We start from the raw sequence: 22,030 nt of genomic DNA on the forward strand, positions 1-22,030 counted from the left end.
TTGAGTTCACTACAACTGCTAGCATTGCTGATTTACGGTGTATTATTACTCGGTGCGGTCAGGCATGTAGACTTTACTCATTTTGCGAGTAACAAGCAGCAGCAACACCTTATTTTTGGTACTGCTGCTTCGCTTTTCGTTCTCTGGTTGTTTAAAGCAGGCATCTTCGAGGGCCTAGATGTTCATTTTCTAGGCCTTTCAGTTTTGACATTAATGCTCGGCTTTAGAAACGCTATTATTGCATCGTTTATCGCGCTATTAGGCGCAAACGCAGTCGGCTACGGAAGTTGGGAAAACTTTGGCGTTAACGGGCTACTCGGCACCGTTGTACCTATTGGCATAACCTATCTATTTTATATGCTTTCTTTTCACCGTATCCCTCGACAACTTTTCGTGTACATTTTTGTTTGTGCCTTTTTCCCTGCCGCTCTTTCTATTGCATTAAAGACGCTAACGCTCGGCGCATTTTATTACATTGAAGGTACATATACTTGGGACATCATTTTTGACAACTACGTTTTGCTTATACCACTTTTGGTCTTTCCTGAAGCTCTGTTAAACGGTATGGCGATAACGCTTTTAGTGATCTACCAGCCAACGTGGGTTTATACCTTTCACGACAAGTTTTACCTCGATAATTAAGTTCTCTTCAACACAGTTACTGTAACTCATCAACTAATGTTTAATAAGCTTTTTCTAATTTCAATCTATTATTAAAGAGTATGGTTGAGTGGTAAAAGCCGAATCTATATACAAACATTTTCGTTGGAGTGTAACGACGCATCTAGTATGGCGTCCGAAATAGATAGGTTATTTAAAGCCCAGCATAAATTTGGTGTGCGTTGCCACCAGTAGAAGAAGGTGAAGAGTTGGTGTTGATGGAAGGTAGCATTTCAAGCGTTACCTCTCGTGCAGAGCGGGTGATAAACAATGCAGTTGTGTTGCTGCCCGAAAACAGAACGCCTATTGGCGTATTAATGATTTACTGCGCAGGATGTCGCTTGATGGTTGGAGACGAAATTAATTTCATGCTGGATTCGCTGCAAAAAAATTTCCAGCATTACCTATTTGCGGCCCGTTTACTTTTGGCGAGCAAGGGCGCTTTTTAGATAGCAAGAACAGACACGGCAATCTTATGATATCAGCGGTAGTGTTCTCTCAATGAATAAAGATTATGAAAATGTTTTAGAAGATCTATCGCTTATTTACCGTCTTAAACAGCAGGCTGAGGCACATAAAAAGGAAAGCGATGCTTTGCTATAAGGCACTGGATTAGGACTTTATATCTCGTTCTCCATCGTTGAAGCGATGGGGGGAACCATTAGCGTAGAAAGTGAAGTAAACGTGGGCACCACATTTACCCTATCTTTTCCAACGAAGTTGGAAGATAAAAAAACCGCACAAGCGTGCGGTTTAGATACGTTTGACAGCAACTCCTAGTCGCTTATATCAAGCAATTACTCACTACTTTTTGAACAAAATGTCCATAACGTCAGCCAGCTCGCCTTTGCCTTCACGAATTTCTTCTTCCGACAAACCCGCAATTTCATGAGGGAAAACTAGCCATTCATCACTTTCGTTAACATAATAATCTGGCACGATGTCTGTTGTGTTGTTTTGCGGCTTGTACCACGGACATGCAATGCGAATATCTTTAGGCATGTTCAAACGCATTAGTTTATTAATTTGCTTAATAAGTGCATCTACGCTGCGGCCTGAATCGAAAACATCATCAACAATCAACAACTTGTCATCAGCATTCGCATTTTCTACCAAGTAGTGTAATCCGTGTACACGGATCTCTTTCGATTGTTTGTTTATTCCGTAGTAAGACGATGTACGTACTGCGATATGGTCGGTTGACGTATTCTTAAATTCAAAGAATTCTTGAACCGCGATACCAATGGGAGCACCACCACGCCAGATACCAATAATAAAGTCAGGGCGAAAGCCGTCTTCATACACCTTTGCCGCTAGGCGAAAGGAATCCTGTAGAAGCGATTGCGAGGTGATAAAATTCTTGTTCATGACGTCTCACTGGGCAAAATTTAAAAGACCGCGAGTATAGTGAATTTTGCACTAACTTGCACGGTAAATTCAGCGATTTATTCGTTTTGGAGCGCTTGCGATGGTGCAATTTTCATCGCTTTGCGCGCTGGATAAACGCTGGCTAAAACACACAGTAGCAAAGACAGCAAAGCAATGCCTGCAATTTGTACAACGTCCATTTCAATTGGCAGCCCTCTACCGTCTGCCGCTAAGGCTAACGGCGACCCGATAAGGTCCAAAATGTTATTTAATTGGAGCGTAATCACTACGCCTAATACTAGACCAATGCCAGCGCCTTTAATGCCGTTAAACATACCGTTTAACACAAAAATCCACATTACTGAACTGGGTAACATACCTTGAGTTTGGAGTACTGCGATATCGCCTTGTTTTTCCGTTACCACCATAACCAGTGCCGAAACGATATTAAATGCCGCTACCGCGATAATAAGCAGCAACATGAGTGTCATCATGTTCTTCTCCATCTTGACGGCATCAAATAGCGGCCCCTGACGCTCACGCCAAGTCTTCATATTATTTACAGAGACACCCACCCTATCGGTGAGCGCGCTAACAACTGCTTGATAGTTAAAAGCGTCATTTAAAAATAGCCGGAGGGATTGTTCGCTGCCTTTAGGATCTCGCATTAAGCGGTTAACGTCTTCAAGGTTCATATACATCACCTTGTCGTCCATCTGTGAACCCATATCGAATACACCCACCACGGTTACAAGCCGTTGACTTGGCATTCTTCCAAACGGTGTATACACACTTGCACCAGCCACCATGACACGCAATCTATCTCCTACTCGTGCTTCAAGTTTAATGGCAAGTGAGCGCCCAATAATGGCAGCAAAACTCCCCTCAGTTAGATCGCTAAATCGCCCCTGCTCCATATGGTTTGCAACCAAAGTGTGCTCAATCATTACTTCAGGTTGAACACCGTGAACCTGGACACCACGCAAGTCCGAGCGAGACTGCACTACTGCTTCAGCTTCCCTGTAAGCCATAGTGGCAACAACGCCTTCGATGGGTGTCTCGCTAATTTCTTTTAAAGTCACTGTCTGCGTTTTTTCTGCAGTTTGCGTGGGTGTCTCTGTAATTGCGTTTTCGATGGGTGTCTCGCTAATTTCTTTTAAAGTCACTGTCTGCGTTTTTTCTGCAGTTTGCGTGGGTGTCTCTGTAATTGCGTTTTCGTTGGATGTCCTGCTAGGGTTCTCGCTTATGATGGGTGTCTTTGTAATTTCAATATGGGGGACAATGCCTAAGATGCGCTGTTTTAGTTGACCTTCTAGGCCGTTCATAACAGACACAACGATAATGAGCGCCATCAATCCCAGTGCAATACCGGCCACTGAAAATCGATTAATAAATGAAACAAAACTGGTTTGGCTTGCTTTGTTAGACTTGGCATAACGATAAGCAATGAATGCAGAAAGAGGATAAAACATAGCGCCTTGCTTTTCAGTAATACGGTAATCTGCCTTATGTTTAGCTATGCTTAATGAATGAGAAATTCAGATAAGTAGCCCAAAGACGAGATGACGGGTTAACCCCAAAATAGTAAAGTGAGTATACTACGTGTGATCGGTATACTACTTATAAGTTACTAACTGCACAAGAATTAGTGGCAGAGGAATGATGTGAGCGAACTTAGCCTAGAACAAAAAAAAGCCCAATTCGATGAATATTTTTCTATCGCACATCGCATAAACGCCAATATGCGCCCGTTAGGTGAAGACGAAGTAGTGCCTGATGAAGAGAACTTAGAGGAGTCGATGCCGTATGCATTTCGCATTGCCAGCGAAATGGCCGCTATTGAAGCACAGGCAATTCGTCCGCTTCGCAACCTAAGTGATCATGCTGAGTCGCTGGCTGACTACTTAAACCATCAATCTCGAAAAATTGACTTGATGATGTCGTTCGTTTTGCACCAGCAAGACGAGCCAGAGTTTCGCTTCAAAACCGTAAAGCTCGGTGGTGGCGGTGTGGTCATCGAGTCAAAAGAAGCATTGAATGTGGGCGCCAAAGCGGAACTTAAACTTTTCTTGGATGCCGAAGCAGCAGCAATATTTTGTTTTGGCGAAGTAATTACTTGCGAGCAAGTAGAAGACCGTTACCATATCGCCTTTATTTTTAACACCATTCGAGAGCAAGACCAGGAGCTTTTAGTTCGCGCTAGCTTGCATATTCAAACGCAACAGCTAAGAAAGCGGGCAAAAGAAAAAAAAGCGGGATCTGAATAGACCCTAACATCAGTATATAAGCCGTAAAACTCATCTTGCACTTAAAAAACAGGACGTCATGACAGCCACTTTATTATCGCTTCCATTACCTGCGCCTAAAAAAGAAGCCTCATCACAAGATCACAAACACTGGGGCCAACTTCAAGGCAGCAGTGCCGCACTATGTATCAGCCAAGCACTCAGCCAATACAAAGGCCCTATTGTACTGATTACCGCCGATACACCCTCGGCAATGAAGCTCGAAAAAGAAATAGCCTTCTTCTTAAGCGATAATACAAAGCATACACCTATTACTCTGTTTCCAGATTGGGAAACACTGCCCTACGATTCGTTTTCGCCCCATCAAGACATTGTTTCTCAGCGATTAGAAACCCTATTCCGCTTTACACAGCAAGGCGAAGGCATATTCATAGTGCCTGTTAACACGTTAATGCAGCGTTTAGCCCCTACCGATTATTTAGCAAAGTATTTGCTTATGCTAAACAAGGGCGACACCTTAGATAGAGATCAGTTCAGACGCAATCTCGAGCAAGCCGGCTACCTGCATGTTAGTCAGGTAATGAGCCACAGCGAATTCTCGGTGCGCGGCAGCATCATCGACCTTTTTCCGATGGGAAGCGACCAGCCATTTCGAATAGACTTGTTTGATGACGAAATCGACTCCATTCGCTATTTCGATACTGAAACCCAACGCTCTGGCGAGGCTGTTAACGAAATTCGCTTGCTACCAGCACGAGAATTTCCTACAGACAAAGAGGCAATCACGCTTTTCCGCCAGCAGTTTTTAGAAAAGTTCGACGCAAACAATGCATCTGAAAGCGTATTTTCTCAGGTAAGCAAGGGCACCATGCCGAGCGGTGTGGAATATTATCTTCCCCTCTTCTTTGAAAAAACCGCTACGCTTTTTGACTATCTTCACCCTAAAAGCCTGCTATTACTTCACGGTGATGTGCAAGACGCCAGCGAGTTTTTCTGGGCCGACGTACAAGAACGTTACGAGCAGTATCGTTATAACTTAGCCCGTCCACTGCTTGCACCAGACGAGCTGTTTTTACCTATAAATGAGCTATTTGGTGCCATAAAACAGTGGCCACGTGCATCCCTTTCCAGCAAGGTACTTGAAGAAAAATCAGGTACTAGCAACCTTCAATGCGAAAAGCTTGACGACATCGCGATTAACTCGCAGAAAAAAGTACCTGCTGAGCGCCTCATTAAAACGGTAAATCAAGCCACTGACAACGGGGCTAAAGTACTGTTTTGTGCTGAAACCCAAGGTCGCCGAGAGGGCTTGCTTACGGTACTTGCCAAAGCGGGCATCAAGCCAAAGATTGTTGATAGCTTTAGCGATTTTATCGCAAGCCACGACGCCATTGGCATTACCGTGGGTATGGTTGATAACAGTTTCCGCTGGCAAACTCAGGAAGGCGAGCTGTTATTCATTACCGAAACCGAACTATTAGGGCAAAAGGTAAGCCAGCGCCGCCTTCGCGATAAACGCACCGCCACCGACGAAAGCGCCATTATCCGCAACCTGGCGGAACTTTCTATTGGTCAGCCTGTGGTGCATCTCGACCACGGTGTTGGCCGCTATTTGGGTCTTCAAACGTTGGACGCGGGCGGCGTAGCAACCGAATATTTGTGCATCGAGTATGCTAAGCAATCTAAGCTTTACGTGCCTGTGGCCTCGCTTCACTTAATTTCACGCTACACCGGTGGCGACGCCGACAGCGCGCCAGTAAGCGCCTTGGGCTCAGACGCATGGACAAAAGCCAAGCAAAAAGCCGCCGAAAAAGTTCGTGACGTGGCCGCCGAGCTTTTAGATGTATATGCCCGCCGCGCAGCCAAGCCAGGTTTTGCGTATAAAATTAACTGGGACGACTACCAAGCGTTCTCAGACAGCTTCCCCTTTGAAGAAACGCCTGACCAAGCCCAAGCCATTGCAGCGGTTATGCACGACATGGGCAGTCCATCGGCTATGGATCGCCTCGTTTGCGGTGACGTAGGTTTCGGTAAAACCGAGGTTGCCATGCGCGCGGCCTTCCTTGCTGCTAATGCAGGTAAACAGGTGGCTATTTTGGTGCCCACTACCCTACTGGCTCAGCAGCATTACGAGAACTTCAAAGACCGTTTCGCGGCATGGCCGTTTGAAATTGAAGTGATGAGCCGTTTTGTAAGCGGTAAAGCGCAAAAATCTGTGGTTGAGCGCATAGGAGAAGGGAAAGTAGATATCGTAGTAGGCACACATAAACTGCTGTCTAGCGATATTAAATACAAAGATTTAGGCCTTGTGATCATCGACGAAGAACATCGCTTTGGCGTGCGTCAAAAAGAGAAACTTAAGTCATTACGTGCCGATGTTGATATCCTTACCCTTACGGCAACGCCTATTCCTCGTACGCTTAACATGGCGTTATCAGGCATGCGCGACTTATCGATTATTGCCACAGCCCCGGCCCGTCGTTTATCAATTAAGACCTTTGTGCAGCAGCGTAATAAAGCCGTTATTCGCGAAGCCATTATGCGTGAGATACTGCGCGGTGGTCAGGTTTACTTCCTTCACAACGAAGTGGATAGCATTGCGCGAACGGCCGAAGAAATCGCTGAAATCGTTCCCGAAGCCCGTATTGCAGTGGGTCACGGGCAAATGCGCGAGCGTGAACTTGAAGGCGTAATGAGCGACTTCTACCACCAGCGCTACAACGTACTTGTGTGTACTACCATCATTGAAACAGGTATCGACGTACCAAGTGCGAATACCATTATTATGGATAGAGCCGACCATTTAGGTTTAGCGCAGCTGCACCAGCTTCGTGGTCGTGTGGGTCGCTCGCATCACCAAGCGTACGCCTACTTATTAACGCCTCATCCAAAGCGCATGACCAAAGATGCAGTAAAACGTTTAGAAGCAATATCGCAGCTTGAAGATTTAGGTGCAGGTTTTGCGCTTGCTACCCACGATTTAGAAATTCGTGGTGCCGGTGAGCTGCTAGGCGACGATCAATCGGGGCAAATAGCGAGTATTGGTTTCAGTTTGTATATGGATATGCTCGATAAAGCCGTTAACGCGCTTAAAGAAGGCCGAGAGCCATCATTAGACGACGCGACCTCGGGCCATACCGAAGTTGAACTGCGTATTCCAGCCCTATTGCCTGAAGACTATATTGCCGACGTTAACACTCGCCTATCGCTATACAAACGTCTGGCAAGCTGTACGTCGCAAGACGACATTGATGAATTCCAGGTAGAATGTATTGACCGCTTTGGCCTATTACCAGAGCCAGCTAAAAACTTGATAGAAGTGGCTGAAATTAAACTAAAAGCCCAGGCGTTAGGCATTCTAAAAGTAGACTTGTCGGCCCAAGGCGGTACCATAGAGTTTAAAGAAACCACTAAGGTTAACCCAGGCTATATTATTAGTTTGGTGCAAACCAAACCAAACACCTTTAAGTTTGAAGGAAGCCAAAAACTGCGTTTGGTGAAAAAGACCGAAACAGCTAAAGAGCGCATCGCGTTTATTAGCGATATTATTGCCGATTTTGCAAAGGAGTCGCGGTAACATGAAGTTATCTCGCTGGTGCCCGTTAGTTGCATCAATAAGCGCCATTTTCTTAACGACAATTTCAACTGCAGCTAACGCCAATGACAACTGGTGGTTCGATGTGGAAGTAATTGCGTTTAAGCGCAACGTGGCACTTACTGAGTTAGAAGAGCAGTTTTCTTTGGCTGACAACTTGTCAGCCCCTCGCGCTCAGGCAGACATCATCAGCGATATCATTTCGCCTGATATAAGCTATCTAAAACAAGGGTTAGCCGTTTGCGGCGCTGATACATCGGTTAAGTGGCCTAGCAACGGACTTTTGAGCGTGCCCGCAAAAGATGTAGATTTTTTGTCGCTGCCTAAAGATAACAGTGCGCAGTACGGTGACAAGTCTCCTAGCTCTTACTCTGAAGAAGCGGGCTATGGATATAATGAAACATCCGGCTTAACAGCCAATGAGCCAACTCCTACACCAGACGTAGCGAGTCAGGCACAAAGCGAAACCATTAATGGCGATGAGTATGGCGCTACTTATTCTTCAACAGACTCAGACTATAGCGATAGCCTTGACTACTCAAATGAGGGGATCATCACTGACGACGCGACACCCGCTCCTGATGCTGCAACCATCGCCAGCTATTGGACGTCATTCTTCGGCGTAAAAGATTCCTCACCTGTCACGGTGCCTGTATTTAAGTACTGTGAAGAAGCGAAGCCATGGCTTAGCGCTGAGGTAACCACTGCACTGAACGTTGTTGTTCCAGGCGACGACGAACTAAACTCAGGCGTTTCGATAAGCGAGAGCAAGTCTAGAAGCAGCGCGCTTCAACCTGTAATTGTATGGAAGGTGAATCAGCCGGATAATAGGCTACCCGCTCCAGCAAGTTTACCTATTATCATTGAAGGACACGACTGGCCGCTTGCTTCAAAAGCGCATCTGCTTACCAGTAATCAGCAAGCACTGTCTTCAATTTCTCGCCAAATACGCTCAAATCGCGAGCTAGAACGTTTGTTTCATGCAACCTGGCGTCAACCAGTTATGTTTGGTAAGAACAAAGCTTTCAACGTGCGTCTTTATGGTGGGCAAAACTACGCGCAGCAGTTTGACTTGAACGGTGATATGCGAGCTCCAAAACACGTTGATAATGTAAACAATGAAACTGACGATTCCGCTCCAGAGTTTGGTTACGGCTCCACCGCCGCTCTTACTGATAATGATGCTTATAAAAACACATCGAGCACAGATGAAAACAGCCTAAGTGGTGTAAGTACTGCTTTTGAAGCTGATAAAACTGCAGCGCATGGCACTGATCAATTTCTTGCTGTTTCAGATATTTTTTCCGATTTGGACCGCCGTTTGTCAAACCCACAGGCTATAGAGTATGGCGCATTTAAAGCGCTTGATACGCCGATAATTGTAGAGCAAGGTGAAGATGACACTACCGATGCTTCATTAAGAACCCCCATTTGGGAAATTGACGGCACTATCAAAGTATTTCTTAAATATATCAACCGCGTACCTTACCTTCATGTAGATGGCGAGATGTTTTATCGCCAGCCGGTGCCAATGAGCTACTTCAGCAGTGAAGATGACAGCTCTGGTAATGCTGCTAAGCCTCGTCAAGCGACATCAACAGCGTACAAACTGGTTTCGGTTCCGTTAGCTGAGCAAAGACGTGTAATCAGTACGCAACTGCATTATTTCGACCACCCGCTGTTTGGTTTTGTAGTACAAATTCGTCGCTACAATCGCCCTGACGTTAGCGAGTGATTTAAGTAAACGCTTAGTGTAAGTGCTTTGGTTTTAAATACAAAAAATAACATTTGCGATTGATAGAGAGATATAGGTTTTTATGAAGATTTACACTCGCACTGGTGATAAGGGCAGCACGCAAATTTACGCTGACAAGGCCGTACGTGTAGATAAGGATGATTTAGTAGTACAAAGCTACGGCGATATGGACGAACTTAATAGCCACATCGGGCTACTAGCAGCGCATGTTACTGACAAACATAAGCCAATGCTCCAGGACATTCAGCGCAACCTGTTTCAAGCTGGCTTTGCTATTTCAGCAAGCTCAACGCTGACGCAAACTGATATTGAGAACCTAGAAAGCCTTATAGACAATATTACCCGTCAAATGCCGCCTAATACGTCTTTTGTACTGCCTGGCGGAAGTAAGGCTGCTGCGCAGGCTCATGTTTGTCGTGCTGTATGCCGCCGAGCTGAACGTGCTGTCATTAGCCTATCTAAACATTATGACGTGCCAGAAGTTGTACATGCTTATTTAAATCGCCTGAGCGATTTTCTCTTCACTTTTGCGCGATTTATGAATGTAGAAGCTGGCGTAGACGAAGTACCAGTTTAAGCAAACGGCATTAAAAAACAGAAAATGAAAAACGGTAGTTATAAAAACTACCGTTCGCTTAAACGCTTCACCAGCTCAACCGCACTGTCGTATTTATCATTAAGCCCTACTGGCATAATACGATCGTAAAGCGCCATAACGCGCTCTTGCTTTTGTAAATCGTTGTGAGACAGGTTAGCAAAGCGCATTTCCAATCCATCAAGGATAGTCTCAGCCCCTTTCGGATTGTTGCACGCAAGTACCATGTCGCAACCTGCTTCCAGCGCTGTCTCAGCACGCTCAACGTAACTTCCCACAACACTTGCGCCGTGCATAGACAAGTCATCAGAAAATACTGCGCCGCCAAAGCCTAGATCCTGTTTAAGGATATCCTGCAGCCATTTAGTTGAGAAACCCGCAGGCTTATCGCACACCTGATTATAAATAACATGGGCAGGCATAACGCCATCAAGCAACGCACGCTCAATTAAGCGTTCAAAAACCACCATATCGGTACTGCGTATTTCATCAAATTCGCGTTCATCGACGGGTAACGCTACATGAGAATCTGGCGCTACACTGCCATGCCCAGGAAAGTGCTTTCCAATAGCTGGCATATTTACGGCTTTTAAACCTTGGATTAGATGAGCGGCAAGGCGAATAACGTCGTCTGCATTGTCTGAGAATGCCCTGTCACCAATAACTTGCGATACACCATTTATATCAAGCACCGGTGCAAAGCTAAAATCGATATCTAAGGTTTTAAGTTCATAAGCCAATACTAATCCACACGCTTTTGCGTATGTAGCACTTTCATCTTGATGCTCTGACTGCCTTAAAATATCGCCCATTGCAGGTATGGCAGTAAAGCCTTCACGAAAACGCTGAACGCGGCCTCCTTCATGATCGACGGCGATCAGTACTGGACGCTTTGCAAAGCGCCTTATATCTTGAACCAGCGCAGAGAGCTGACGTTTATCATGATAGTTGCGGCTAAATAAAATAACGCCACCCACTACTGGATGTGTTAGCTTTTCCTTTTCTTCAGGCAGAAGTTCTTCGGCCTGACAATCCAACATTAATGGCCCCACGGCACCGCCTTAGTATGTGTCATAAAACATCACTTCAATTTTGCAAGTTCTGTGGTTAGGATAGAGAAAAATAGGGAGTTTTACACGTGATAAATTGGTTCAAGTGGTTGGTTTTAAGTGTTTTAGCACTGCTTTTTTTAACGGTACTGGGATTGTACATCTCGCTTCGTATGAGTTTGCCCGCACTTGACGGAAATAGCGCCACCTATCACGTAAACGCACCTACTGAGCTAAGCCGTGACGAACTAGGCCAAGCCGTTATTAAAGCCAACGATATTTTCGACGCAGCCTATGCACTGGGTTTTGCGCATGCTCAAGATCGCTTTTTTCAAATGGATTTACAGCGCCGCGCCGCATCGGGTAGTTTGTCACAGTGGGTGGGCGACATTGCCCTAGATATCGATAAGAAAGCCCGCTTTCATCAATTTGAGAAACGAGCAAAAGCCGTATTCGATAACCTTCCCTCAAAACAACAAGAACTACTTGTACGTTACGCCCACGGCGTAAATGACGCATTGTCCGAGTATACGTTGCCACCTTTTGAATACCTAGCTGCAGGCGTTGATATAAAACAATGGCGCCCCACCGACAGTATTCTTGTGATTTACAGTATGTATTTGGATTTACAAGGTAGCCAAGTAGAGCTTGATTTAGCAAGAGAGGCACTGCTTTCAACTTTTGGCAATGATGTATACAGCTTCATTACTCAGCCGAGTAATTATCAGGCAGCGCTAGATGCCAGCGAGATACCATTGCTTGAAGCACCTATTCCAGAGTACCCTGCATCGCTACGCCCAATTACTCACTCACCAGAAGATAGTAATGACGAGAGTCTTAAGCAAGAGCCTGAAGACGCGACTACTCAGTACTCAAACGATAGCGACAATACTGCTATTGCCCGTGCACAATATAACGGTACTGAGCTTCCTGATATTGGTAGCAATAACTGGGCGGTGACCGGGAGTCACACCACGACAAGCGCAGGCCTTTTAGCAAACGACATGCATTTAGGATTGCGGGTTCCCATCATCTGGTATCGCGCCCAGCTAAACTATCAAGAATCGGGCGGCGATGTGCAAGTAACCGGGGTTTCCCTGCCGGGTATTCCTGGCATTGTTGTAGGCACCAACGGGCATATCGCTTGGGGTTTTACGAATGCAAATTTAGACAATGTAGATTGGATTGAGCTAGGCGAATCGACGGCCACAAGTACGGTAACAGAGCGTATTCCTTTACCTGATGGTGAGCACACATTTGAGTTTGAAGTAAGCTCGTATGGGCCAGTGAAAGAACTCAATGGCAAGCGCTATGCACTTAATTGGGTAGCGCATCATCCGTTTGCTGCTAACTTGGGAATAATAAACTTCGGCAATGCAAAAAATGTCCAAGCAGCGATAAAGATGGGCCAACGCATTGCTATTCCCACGCAAAACCTCGTGATTGTTGATGAAAGCGGCAATGCGGCTTGGCTTCCTGGCGGCGCGGTTATGGAAAGGCAGCAGGCTTCATTCACTGCTATAAAAGAACAAGAAGCAGTAAACACACCACCTAAGCGTGCACTAAAGCTTCCCATGGTTCTAAACCCCGATATAGGAAGAATATGGACTGCAAATGCCAGAGTAATTTCAGCTGATGATTTCAAAGTCTGGGGCGACGGTGGTTACGCGCTGGGTGCACGCGGACAACAAATAAGAGACCGCTTATTTGAAAAGGACATCTTTACTGAGACTGATTTTTACGCCATTCAGTTAGATAATCACGCCCGCTTTCTTATTCCTTGGCAGCATCTTTTATATGGGCTGCTCAACATGCAAGATATCGAATTTAAGCCAGACCTTGCATATCTAAACACTTGGGATGAATGCGCATGTGAAGATTCGGTTGGCTACACCCTGGTAAAATATTTTAGGCAAGAGGTGGTACAAACCCTTTTTGGAGGCGTGCTTTCAACATTAGACCAACAAGGTGTAAACAGTCGTACACTTTTACGTGGCATTGAACCAGCTGTGTGGCAACTTATTCATAGTCAGCCTGAATCTTGGCTGCCTGTCGATATTGAAAGTTTTGACGAGCTACTTGTAGACGCCTACAGGCGCGCCAAACACAAGTTATTAGACAAGTATTCACCAGTAGAAGCTAATATGGAAACATTAGCTTGGGGCAAAGTGAACGCACTGTCTGTTAAACATCCATTTGCCGATCAAATTCCGCTAGTTGGTAACATGTTAAACATGCAGCAAGTGGAGGGGTTTGGCGATACATACATGCCCGCCGTACAGGCACCTAGCTTCGGCGCTTCTGAGCGATTATTTGTCAGCCCTGGCTATTTAGAAGATGCCATTTTAACGCTACCTGGCGGACAATCTGGACACCCGCTTTCAGAATTTTACGCGTCTGGATTTAACGACTACGCAACGCACGCTGCTACACCGTTACTCCCCAATGCGCCCATATACAGCCGAACATTTTATAGAAAAGAGGTTGAATGACACCTGCAATCACTCTACTTACCAAAAAACGTATCGCACACACGGTATTAAAGTATGACCACGATGCAAATGCGGTATCTTACGGGCTAGAAGCGGTTGAGAAGCTAAACCTTGACGCGGATACCGTTTTTAAAACTTTGGTAGTGAGTACAGATAACAACAAGCTTGCCGTGGCCGTGGTCCCTGTAAACACCAAACTTAGCGAAAAGAAAATGGCCAAAGCGTTAGGTGTTAAAAAGGTAGAAATGGCGCAAGCAAATGCAGTAATGGTTGCAACAGGCTATGTGTTAGGTGGGGTAAGTCCGTTAGGCCAGAAAAAGCGGTTAGCAAGCGTAATTCACAAAAGCGCTGAAAGCCTCACCACTATGCACGTAAGCGCTGGAAAGCGAGGGTTAGAAGTGGCCCTTGCTCCTGCCGATTTGGCTTTGCTGACGAGCGCTAAATTTGCAGATATTTCGGTAAGTTAACTTAGCACAATCCTGAACAAAGTTAACTGCGCTCGCCAAAACTCGCATTGCAGCTTTTGGTTATGCGACTGCCGCCATTATGTTCTTAAGGTTTTCGATTGGTTTAAGCCTTTTTTTAATCAGCACATCTTCGTTTATCTTGAGGATAATACCTTTCAATAAATCAGTAGTGTTCTCTATGTGCGATAGTGACTTAAGATGCTCTATGTCTTCGAAAATCTTACGCCCTTTAAGCGATAGGCGCTTTTCTGATCTACCTTTTGCCAAGTCACTTTGAAGGTAACTGGCTATCTTTTTTGCTGATTTTTCATCTTCAGACAGTGTATGAATGTAATACTTCATCATGCTTGGAACAAAGTCTGTAGTTGCACCGATTTCCATTGTCGCCAAATTTAAAATATCGATTAAATGCGCAGGTAAACGCCCTTCCACTGGCTTTCGCTTTGCTTCATATTGACGTTTAACCGCAGGTGTAGATTGGTGAGGTAATACAGTCACATTTTCACACTTATCACATACCCCTACCAAAACCTTTTTAACCACACCCGTACCATCACTGAAAGGAACATCTCTAAGTTGAAATGTCGCATTTTCAAATGATTGGCACTTGTTACATGCCGCTTTTTGCGACTCGCCTACTTTGAAAATTTTCATATCTTTTCCTTAATGATGGACGCTAATAAAAACGCTGTTCGGCTCTACGAAATACCATTTAACATACCAATATTGACCGGCTAGCCTTGTCTTAATTACGTGTACTGCAATGCTGCTATCATAATGATGAGGGCTGGAAGAATAATCGTTTCCACGACTTCGACCTATAATTTCGGCAACTTCCTCAAGCGACACTTGCCCTATTGCCAATAGATTTTTAACATCAATATCGTTTCTCTGCTCATGGGAAACGTATCCTTTATTTAGACAGTCAATGACCTGTTGCTTTATTTCCTTGTAACCCACTCAGCACGCCAAATGTACGCCATATTGCGTACATTTTCAAATTAAGCTTTCAGTAATTTTATAGTATGAAAAGTAAAGAGGGGTATGAAGCTGGTCTGTGGTATAGGTTTCTGGTGAGTGTTTGAGTGCAGCGCGAGCAATAGCCTACTCACCCGCCTGCGCTAACCATTGCTCACGTGCTTCTTTAAGCGCGGCTTCACCAGGCTGCTCGCTTCCTGAAATAGCGACAGCAATTTGTTTAATGATAGCGTCACGCTTTTCAATCAGCGCATCAGTACGAGCAAACAAGTCCTTGGCTTCCGGATACTGCTCTTTAAGCGTTTCTACCTCTTCCAACGCATAATAACGCGCTTCAAACGCTTCGTTGTACAGCTGGCGCTTAGCATTGAATACGACGTAGTCTTTCGCAGTTTCTGAATTAAGATAATCCATATCTTCAGATGACAGGTTGGCAGCCTGCCCTACTTCACGGGCTTGTACCATCCAAGAATCTACTACTTCGATATTCCCATCTTTCACAGCCTGCTTAACGCCTTCCTGCAAATCGCTAGCGTGAAGAATTTCCATGACTGTGATTAGCGGAACTTGCGCTGCGTCTTGGTCTCGTTTGTCTGCATCTAGCGACAGATAAGCAAACCATGAAAACGTAGCAGCAACAATAATAGCAAGAACAACAAGTGCTTTCTTCACACTTTCCTCCAAAGAAGTTGCATATGAAAACCAGTGCGACGGCACTGTATAAAAGAAGCAATACAAAAAGAGCGAGAGACCCCGCTCTTTTTCAGTATTGTAACGACCTAAAGATTATTGGTCGACAGGTGCAGAGTTTTCAACTCGGCTTTTCAATTTTTGACCCGGGCGGAATGTAACCACACGACGTGCTTTAATTGGAATGTCTTCACCGGTTTTTGGATTGCGGCCAGGACGTTCATTTTTATCACGCAGGTCAAAGTTGCCAAAACCTGACAGTTTTACTTGCTCACCAGATTCCAGAGCGCCTTTAATCTCTTCGAAAAAAAGCTCTACCAGATCCTTCGCATCACGCTTGTTAATGCCTAGTTTCTCGAATAGGTGTTCAGCCATCTCGGCTTTGGTCAATGCCATAGTTTACTCTCTTAACGCGGCCCCAAACTCAGATTCCAGACCTTTAACCACAGTATCTACAGCTTGCTGAATCTCAGCTTCTTCCAAGGTTTTATCCGGATCTTGTAAATGAAGTGACAAAGCAAGGCTCTTATAGCCAGGCTCAATTCCCTTGCCTTTGTACTCATCGAACAAGTTTAGAGCAACTAGTTGATTTACGCCAATATTTTCTATGTAAGAAAGAACATTCCCTACACGCACTTCATCTTTAACCGTAATAGCAATATCACGGCGATTCGATGGGAAGCGCGATACTGGTACGGCTGACGGTAACTTGCGATCAGTAATGGCATCTACCACTAGTTCGAACACAAATACACGGCCGTTAACACCAAGCAATTTAGTGAACTGCGGGTGTATAGCACCAATATAGCCAACTTCTTCATCATTAAGCAAAATTTTTGCCGTCATGCCAGGGTGTAACGCACTGTGTTGCCCTGTAACGAACTGGAACTCACCGGTTCTGCCTGTAAGTGCCAATAACGCCTCAACATCGGCTTTTGCATCGAAGAAATCAACCGGGCTGTCGCCCAAGTCCCAATGTTCTTCATTACGACGCCCTGCTACTACACCACCAATTACTTGCTGTTGCAATACACCATTTGGCGCATCTTGTTGAGGAATAAAGCGTAATCCGGTTTCAAACATGCGAACACGTTGTTGCTGACGCTTCTGATTATAAGCAGTAGCACCAACTAATCCCGGCCATAAACTTACACGCATTACCGACATATCAGATGAAATTGGGTGTGGTAACACCATACCTTTTACGTCTGGGAATAATGCGTTTTGAATTTTAGGGTCTACAAACGAATAGGTAATTGCTTCATTGTAGCCACGGCTTAGAAGCAATGACTTCATTGTGTTTAACGGAAGCTTGGCTTCTTGCGAAGGCAGCATTGCCAACGTCGCTTTTGGTGCCACGTTTGGAATGTTGTTGTAACCGTATACGCGCGCAATTTCTTCAATCAAATCTTCTTCAATTGAAATATCGAAACGATAGCTTGGCGCAACCGCTTCCCAGCCAGCTTCGGTTTGCGTTACGTCTAAACCAAGGCGGTTTAGCATTTCGGTTACTTTTGCATCGTCAATGCTAATGCCTAGTACACGAGACAAACGTTCGCGACGAAGCGTAACCGTAGCCTGCTTGGGTAGCTTGTCTTCAGCCACTGCTTCAACAACAGGGCCAGCTTCACCACCGCAAATTTCTAGTACCAGTGCAGTAGCGCGCTCCATGGCTTTACGCTGAAGCTGTGGGTCTACACCACGCTCGTAACGGTGCGACGCATCGGTATGCAAACCGTACTGACGGGCACGGCCCATAATCGCATCACGGCTAAAGAAAGCACTTTCAAGTAAAATATCTTGGGTTTCGGTGGTAACACCAGAATGTAAGCCGCCGAAAATACCTGCCATAGCTAACGCTTTGTTGTCATCAGCGATAACTAAAGTATTGCTTTGTAACTTAGCTTCGGTTTCGTCAAGTAGCGTAAGCGTTTCGCCTTCTTTTGCCATACGCACGTTAACGTTGCCTTCAATGCTAGCAAGATTAAACGCGTGCATTGGCTGACCAAGCTCTAGCAATACAAAGTTAGTCACATCTACAATGGGGTCGATGCTGCGAATGCCGCAGCGACGCAGCTTTTCAACTAGCCATAGTGGCGATGCTGCTTTAACGTTAACACCCTTAACCACACGGCCCAAATAGCGCGGGCATGCGTCATCAGCGCTTAGCATAATTGATAATTTGTCATCAATAGTTGCGTCTACCGCTGCTACTTCAGGTTCGCAAACGTCAAGGTTATTAAGCACGCCAACTTCACGGGCAATGCCGCGAATACCCAAGCAGTCTGCACGGTTTGGTGTCAGGTCAACTTCGATTGCGTTGTCATCAAGTCCAAGGTAATCGCGAATGTCTGCGCCAATAGGTGCATCGACTGGAAGCTCGATAATACCATCGTGGTCGTCGCTAATACCTAGCTCAGAGAAGCTACATAGCATACCGAATGACGGCTCGCCGCGAAGCTTTGCTTTCTTAATTTTAAAGTCGCCTGGCAATACAGCACCAACAACAGCAACTGCTACTTTAATGCCCTGACGGCAGTTAGGCGCACCGCAAACGATATCAAGTAGCTCATCGCCACCTACGTTTATTTTAGTTACGCGCAGTTTGTCGGCGTTCGGGTGCTGACCACACTCAACGACTTCACCTACTAGCACGCCTTTAAAATCGCCTGCTACTGGCTCAACACCGTCTACTTCAAGGCCAGCCATGCTCAACTGTTCAGACAGCTCATGTGCCGACAGCGACGGGTTAACCCACTCTCTTAACCATTTTTCACTGAATTTCATGTGTACTCTCTGCCTTAGTTGAACTGCTTAAGGAAACGAAGATCGTTTTCAAAGAACGCGCGTAAGTCGTTAACACCATAACGAAGCATAGTTAAGCGCTCTACGCCCATACCAAAGGCAAAACCTGTGTACTCTTCTGGGTCGATACCTACCGCTTTAAGTACATTTGGGTGCACCATGCCGCAACCCAATACTTCAAGCCACTGACCGTTTTTACCCATAACGTCTACTTCAGCTGAAGGCTCAGTAAACGGGAAGTAAGACGGACGGAAGCGAATTTCTAGTGACTCTTCAAAGAAGTGATGTAAGAAGTCGTGCAAGATACCTTTAAGATCGGTAAAGCTGACATTCTTATCAACCATCAAACCTTCCACTTGGTGGAACATCGGCGTGTGTGTTTGGTCGTAGTCGTTACGATACACGCGGCCTGGCGAGATAATACGCAATGGTGGCTTTTCCGCTTCCATAGTACGAATTTGAACACCAGAGGTTTGCGTACGAAGCATCATGTCTGGGTTGAAATAAAAAGTATCATGGTCTGCACGCGCGGGGTGATTCGCAGGAATGTTCAGCGCGTCGAAGTTGTGAAAACCATCTTCAATTTCAGGGCCAGTTTTAACTGAAAAGCCAAGCTCGCCAAAGAAAGACTCAATGCGTGCAATCGTGCGGCTAACCGGGTGTAAGTTTCCTGGCTTTTCTGTGCGACCAGGCAAAGTTACATCTACTGCCTCTTCTGCTAGCTTCTTGTTAAGCTCTTCAGTGCGTAAAAACTCACCTTTAGCAGAAATAGCTTGCTGAATAACCTGTTTAGCTTGGTTAATCTTTTGGCCTGCGGCAGGACGTTCTTCGTTAGATAACTTTCCAAGCCCTTTAAGTAAGTCGGTAAGTTTACCTTTCTTACCCATGAATTCGACCCTAACTTGGTCTAATGTGGCTGCATCTTGTGCAGCGTCAATCTGGCTTTGTGCCTGATTGATAATAGCGTCAAGCTCCATGTTTTCCTCAATTTACATGATGACTGCATGGCCAAAGCATAGGAAGAATTATTCTGCGCGCTAAGGCTTGCCTGAAATAAAAGCGGTAGTTTACACGAGTGACTGACATTACCGCTACCCTATATAGCTGATAATGGCTAATTTTTATCTCAGCCTTAAAAATTCTATTCTTCACATCACATTTTTAAAAACGTCATACAAACGATACAGACTAAAGCTAATCTAGCTAAGTGAGTCAAAAAGTGTGGCTTCATACTTGCATTCACAAAGAACTTAAATGATAAGCACGGGTATTGTCAGAAATTATTAAGACCGCACTCAACCATGCTTTAAATCTTGCACTTAACAATATTTCTTTCAAACACTTTATAGAAGCGCAACATAATGAAATTTAGGGAAGACATTAATGCTCTGCGAGCGATAGCCGTTATATCTGTTGTTATTTTTCATTTTAATCATAAATGGTTACCTGGTGGCTTTGCAGGAGTAGATGTATTTTTTGTGATCTCTGGTTTTTTGATGACCATGATTATAATTAAGGGCATTGAAAGAGAGAGTTTTTCGACTATTGATTTTTACAAAGCTAGAGTACGAAGAATTATCCCGGCTCTAGCCGCACTTTGCTTCTTTTTAATAGTCATTGGGCTATTTTTACTTCCACCAATTGACTATCTAAACTTAGGCAAGCATTCAGCAGCGAGCTTAACTTTCGTTTCGAACATTGTGTACTGGACGGAATCAAATTACTTCAACCCTGACTCTAACGAAAAATGGCTTCTTCATACATGGAGCCTCTCCGTTGAATGGCAGTTCTATCTAATTTATCCACTAATTTTAGTCTTTTTGAGAAAGTTTCTATCGATACACAAAATCAAAGTACTCATTTTAGTTACCACCATTTTGGCATTTTGCTTTTCGATATTTGTTACTGCGAAATCAAGCAGCGCAGCATACTTTCTTTTACCTACTAGAGCTTGGCAAATGCTAGCTGGTGGATTGGTTTTCCTATACCCCATTGCAATAAAAGATAATTTCAAAACTCCGCTACAGGTAACTGGCTTGTTTTTAATTGTCTTGTCATTTTTTGTTTTTTCTTCTTCAACACCATGGCCTGGATACGCATCGATAATGCCGATTGCGGGGACGTGTGCAGTGCTTATAGCAAACAACGGTAACTCTCAGCTTGTTAGCAACCGATTAGCTCACTTATTCGGCAAGTGGTCATACTCTATTTATCTCTGGCACTGGCCAGTGGTAGTAGCTGGATATTACTTTGAACTAGGGAGCTATTGGTGGGTTATTGGCATGCCTTTATCGGTGTTTCTTGGCGCTCTTAGCTTTACATTCATCGAATCTAAGACTTTAAAAGACTACCGACTTGAAAGAGCAAGGTATTGTCTTCAACCATTGCAGTTTGCTTTTCTATCTATGGCTTTTGGGCTATCTATTTTCTACACGAATGGATTCTTGTTTCGCCTAACTCCAAGTAATCAACTACTCGTTCAATCAGCAATAGAAGCAAAAGAGGACTGGAACTACCCAGAAGCGAATTTGGAAATAGCATCCCTAAAAGTGAGATTTATTGAAGGTAATTCTGATAAAAACATCTTAGTTTTAGGAGCGAGTCATATAGAGCAGCTCTATCCATATATTGAAAGTTTAGAAAACGAATTCAATGTTTACTTCCTCACTCAGAGCGGTTGTTTTGTAACGCCGTCGATGAAAAATCCAAAATGGAATTGCAACAACTTACAAGACTACAAAAAGTTAGTCGAAAAAGTTAAGTTTGAAAAAGTAGTAACATCGTTCTACAGCTTCGACTCATATCTTCCGCGAGAGAGAGTTGAGCGTGAGCGAGAAAAGAACATTAGAATTAGCGAATACGATGAGTTCATAGCTTTTTTGAAAGAAAAAATAAGATACGTTTTTGTGTTAACTGGTGAGCCTAAAGGAATAGAGTTTGACCCTATAATAGCAGTTCGAAAAAACCTACCAAGCAGCATACCTGAAGCTTCAGTCCGCTCGAAATATGCTGAACATGAGGATGCTCTCAGAAAATTAAAGCAAATAAATGATATCGAAATAATCGATCCAATAGCACATTTATGCAAAGAAGGAGTCTGTAACACGAGAGACGAAAAAAGAGGCTTTTTCTATCGAGATAATAATCATATGCGCCCATGGTACTCGATACAAGAAAATGTCTATCTAGAGCCCATCTTTACAAAACAGCAAAGCTATATAAAGGCAAGTAACCCATAAAAATTTTATAGATTTTAAATAGATAGTTGCCTTGCTGCTTTGATACATTGCTAGAAAAAGTACGATGGGACTTAAGCTGACAATTTTTTG

At 44.5% G+C, this 22,030-nt stretch carries 17 protein-coding genes and 1 pseudogene; 10 read left to right on the top strand and 8 right to left on the bottom strand.

The genetic code is table 11. From position 1 onward, the window contains the following. The 3 genes and pseudogenes from ACFI6J_RS02970 to ACFI6J_RS02980 all read left to right on the top strand — a co-directional run. On the top strand, positions 1 to 642 hold the full coding sequence (locus tag ACFI6J_RS02970; protein WP_014949142.1) for an energy-coupling factor ABC transporter permease: 642 nt from the start codon (positions 1 to 3) through the stop codon (positions 640 to 642). 200 nt (positions 643 to 842) lie between these two features. Beyond that, positions 843 to 1,109 (top strand): FIST C-terminal domain-containing protein, encoded by a 267-nt coding sequence (locus tag ACFI6J_RS02975; protein WP_231506455.1) that lies wholly within the window; start codon positions 843 to 845, stop codon positions 1,107 to 1,109. Between the two features lie 154 nt (positions 1,110 to 1,263). Further along, positions 1,264 to 1,440, top strand: a pseudogene (locus tag ACFI6J_RS02980) (ATP-binding protein); the annotation flags it as partial. A gap of 24 nt (positions 1,441 to 1,464) precedes the next feature. On the opposite strand, the gene ACFI6J_RS02985 reads toward ACFI6J_RS02980, so the two are convergent. After that, complete coding sequence (locus ACFI6J_RS02985) at positions 1,465 to 2,028, bottom strand: phosphoribosyltransferase (protein WP_014949139.1); 564 nt, start codon at positions 2,026 to 2,028, stop codon at positions 1,465 to 1,467. Positions 2,029 to 2,105: 77 nt separating this feature from the next. Beyond that, the gene (locus tag ACFI6J_RS02990) at positions 2,106 to 3,500 is read right to left on the bottom strand and encodes an FtsX-like permease family protein (protein WP_156086272.1); all 1,395 of its coding nucleotides are present in this window, start codon (positions 3,498 to 3,500) and stop codon (positions 2,106 to 2,108) included. Positions 3,501 to 3,692: 192 nt separating this feature from the next. On the opposite strand from ACFI6J_RS02990, the gene ACFI6J_RS02995 reads away from it, so the two are divergent. From ACFI6J_RS02995 to ACFI6J_RS03010, 4 genes are all read left to right on the top strand, one after another. Next, positions 3,693 to 4,295: a PilZ domain-containing protein gene (locus tag ACFI6J_RS02995; RefSeq protein ID WP_321825347.1), complete on the top strand. Its 603-nt coding sequence runs from the start codon at positions 3,693 to 3,695 to the stop codon at positions 4,293 to 4,295. Positions 4,296 to 4,353: 58 nt separating this feature from the next. Then, a complete protein-coding gene (mfd, locus tag ACFI6J_RS03000; protein WP_281715245.1) occupies positions 4,354 to 7,851 on the top strand; it encodes a transcription-repair coupling factor in 3,498 nt (1,165 codons plus the stop codon). A gap of 1 nt (position 7,852) precedes the next feature. Then, complete coding sequence (locus ACFI6J_RS03005; RefSeq protein ID WP_156086270.1) at positions 7,853 to 9,604, top strand: CsiV family protein; 1,752 nt, start codon at positions 7,853 to 7,855, stop codon at positions 9,602 to 9,604. 82 nt (positions 9,605 to 9,686) lie between these two features. Then, positions 9,687 to 10,202 (top strand): cob(I)yrinic acid a,c-diamide adenosyltransferase, encoded by a 516-nt coding sequence (locus ACFI6J_RS03010; protein ID WP_156078233.1) that lies wholly within the window; start codon positions 9,687 to 9,689, stop codon positions 10,200 to 10,202. 47 nt (positions 10,203 to 10,249) lie between these two features. Here ACFI6J_RS03010 and nagZ read toward each other — a convergent pair whose 3' ends face one another. Beyond that, complete coding sequence (gene nagZ, locus ACFI6J_RS03015; protein ID WP_156087330.1) at positions 10,250 to 11,260, bottom strand: beta-N-acetylhexosaminidase; 1,011 nt, start codon at positions 11,258 to 11,260, stop codon at positions 10,250 to 10,252. Positions 11,261 to 11,358: 98 nt separating this feature from the next. On the opposite strand from nagZ, the gene ACFI6J_RS03020 reads away from it, so the two are divergent. Beyond that, entirely contained in the window at positions 11,359 to 13,761 is a 2,403-nt protein-coding gene (locus tag ACFI6J_RS03020; RefSeq protein ID WP_156086269.1) for a penicillin acylase family protein, read from the top strand. Further along, positions 13,758 to 14,228 carry a Cys-tRNA(Pro) deacylase gene (ybaK, locus tag ACFI6J_RS03025; RefSeq protein ID WP_156086268.1) on the top strand — a complete coding sequence of 157 codons (471 nt, stop codon included), beginning with the start codon at positions 13,758 to 13,760 and terminating at the stop codon, positions 14,226 to 14,228. The genes ACFI6J_RS03020 and ybaK overlap by 4 nt, the downstream gene beginning before the upstream one ends. 60 nt (positions 14,229 to 14,288) lie before the next feature. On the opposite strand, the gene ACFI6J_RS03030 is transcribed toward ybaK, so the two are convergent. The 5 genes from ACFI6J_RS03030 to pheS form a co-directional block, all read right to left on the bottom strand. Further along, positions 14,289 to 14,882 (bottom strand): hypothetical protein, encoded by a 594-nt coding sequence (locus ACFI6J_RS03030; RefSeq protein WP_156086267.1) that lies wholly within the window; start codon positions 14,880 to 14,882, stop codon positions 14,289 to 14,291. Between the two features lie 450 nt (positions 14,883 to 15,332). Then, complete coding sequence (locus tag ACFI6J_RS03035) at positions 15,333 to 15,878, bottom strand: hypothetical protein (RefSeq protein WP_156086266.1); 546 nt, start codon at positions 15,876 to 15,878, stop codon at positions 15,333 to 15,335. Between the two features lie 114 nt (positions 15,879 to 15,992). Further along, positions 15,993 to 16,292 (bottom strand): integration host factor subunit alpha, encoded by a 300-nt coding sequence (gene ihfA / locus ACFI6J_RS03040; protein WP_014949129.1) that lies wholly within the window; start codon positions 16,290 to 16,292, stop codon positions 15,993 to 15,995. 3 nt (positions 16,293 to 16,295) lie between these two features. Further along, the gene (pheT, locus tag ACFI6J_RS03045) at positions 16,296 to 18,683 is read right to left on the bottom strand and encodes a phenylalanine--tRNA ligase subunit beta (protein ID WP_348671096.1); all 2,388 of its coding nucleotides are present in this window, start codon (positions 18,681 to 18,683) and stop codon (positions 16,296 to 16,298) included. Positions 18,684 to 18,697: 14 nt separating this feature from the next. After that, on the bottom strand, positions 18,698 to 19,678 hold the full coding sequence (gene pheS / locus ACFI6J_RS03050; protein WP_012518127.1) for a phenylalanine--tRNA ligase subunit alpha: 981 nt from the start codon (positions 19,676 to 19,678) through the stop codon (positions 18,698 to 18,700). Positions 19,679 to 20,062: 384 nt separating this feature from the next. Between pheS and ACFI6J_RS03055 the strand changes: the two genes are divergently transcribed. Then, on the top strand, positions 20,063 to 21,940 hold the full coding sequence (locus ACFI6J_RS03055) for an acyltransferase family protein (RefSeq protein WP_462555460.1): 1,878 nt from the start codon (positions 20,063 to 20,065) through the stop codon (positions 21,938 to 21,940). Positions 21,941 to 22,030 lie beyond the last annotated feature (90 nt).

Source organism: Alteromonas sp. G4i13 (assembly GCF_054960505.1).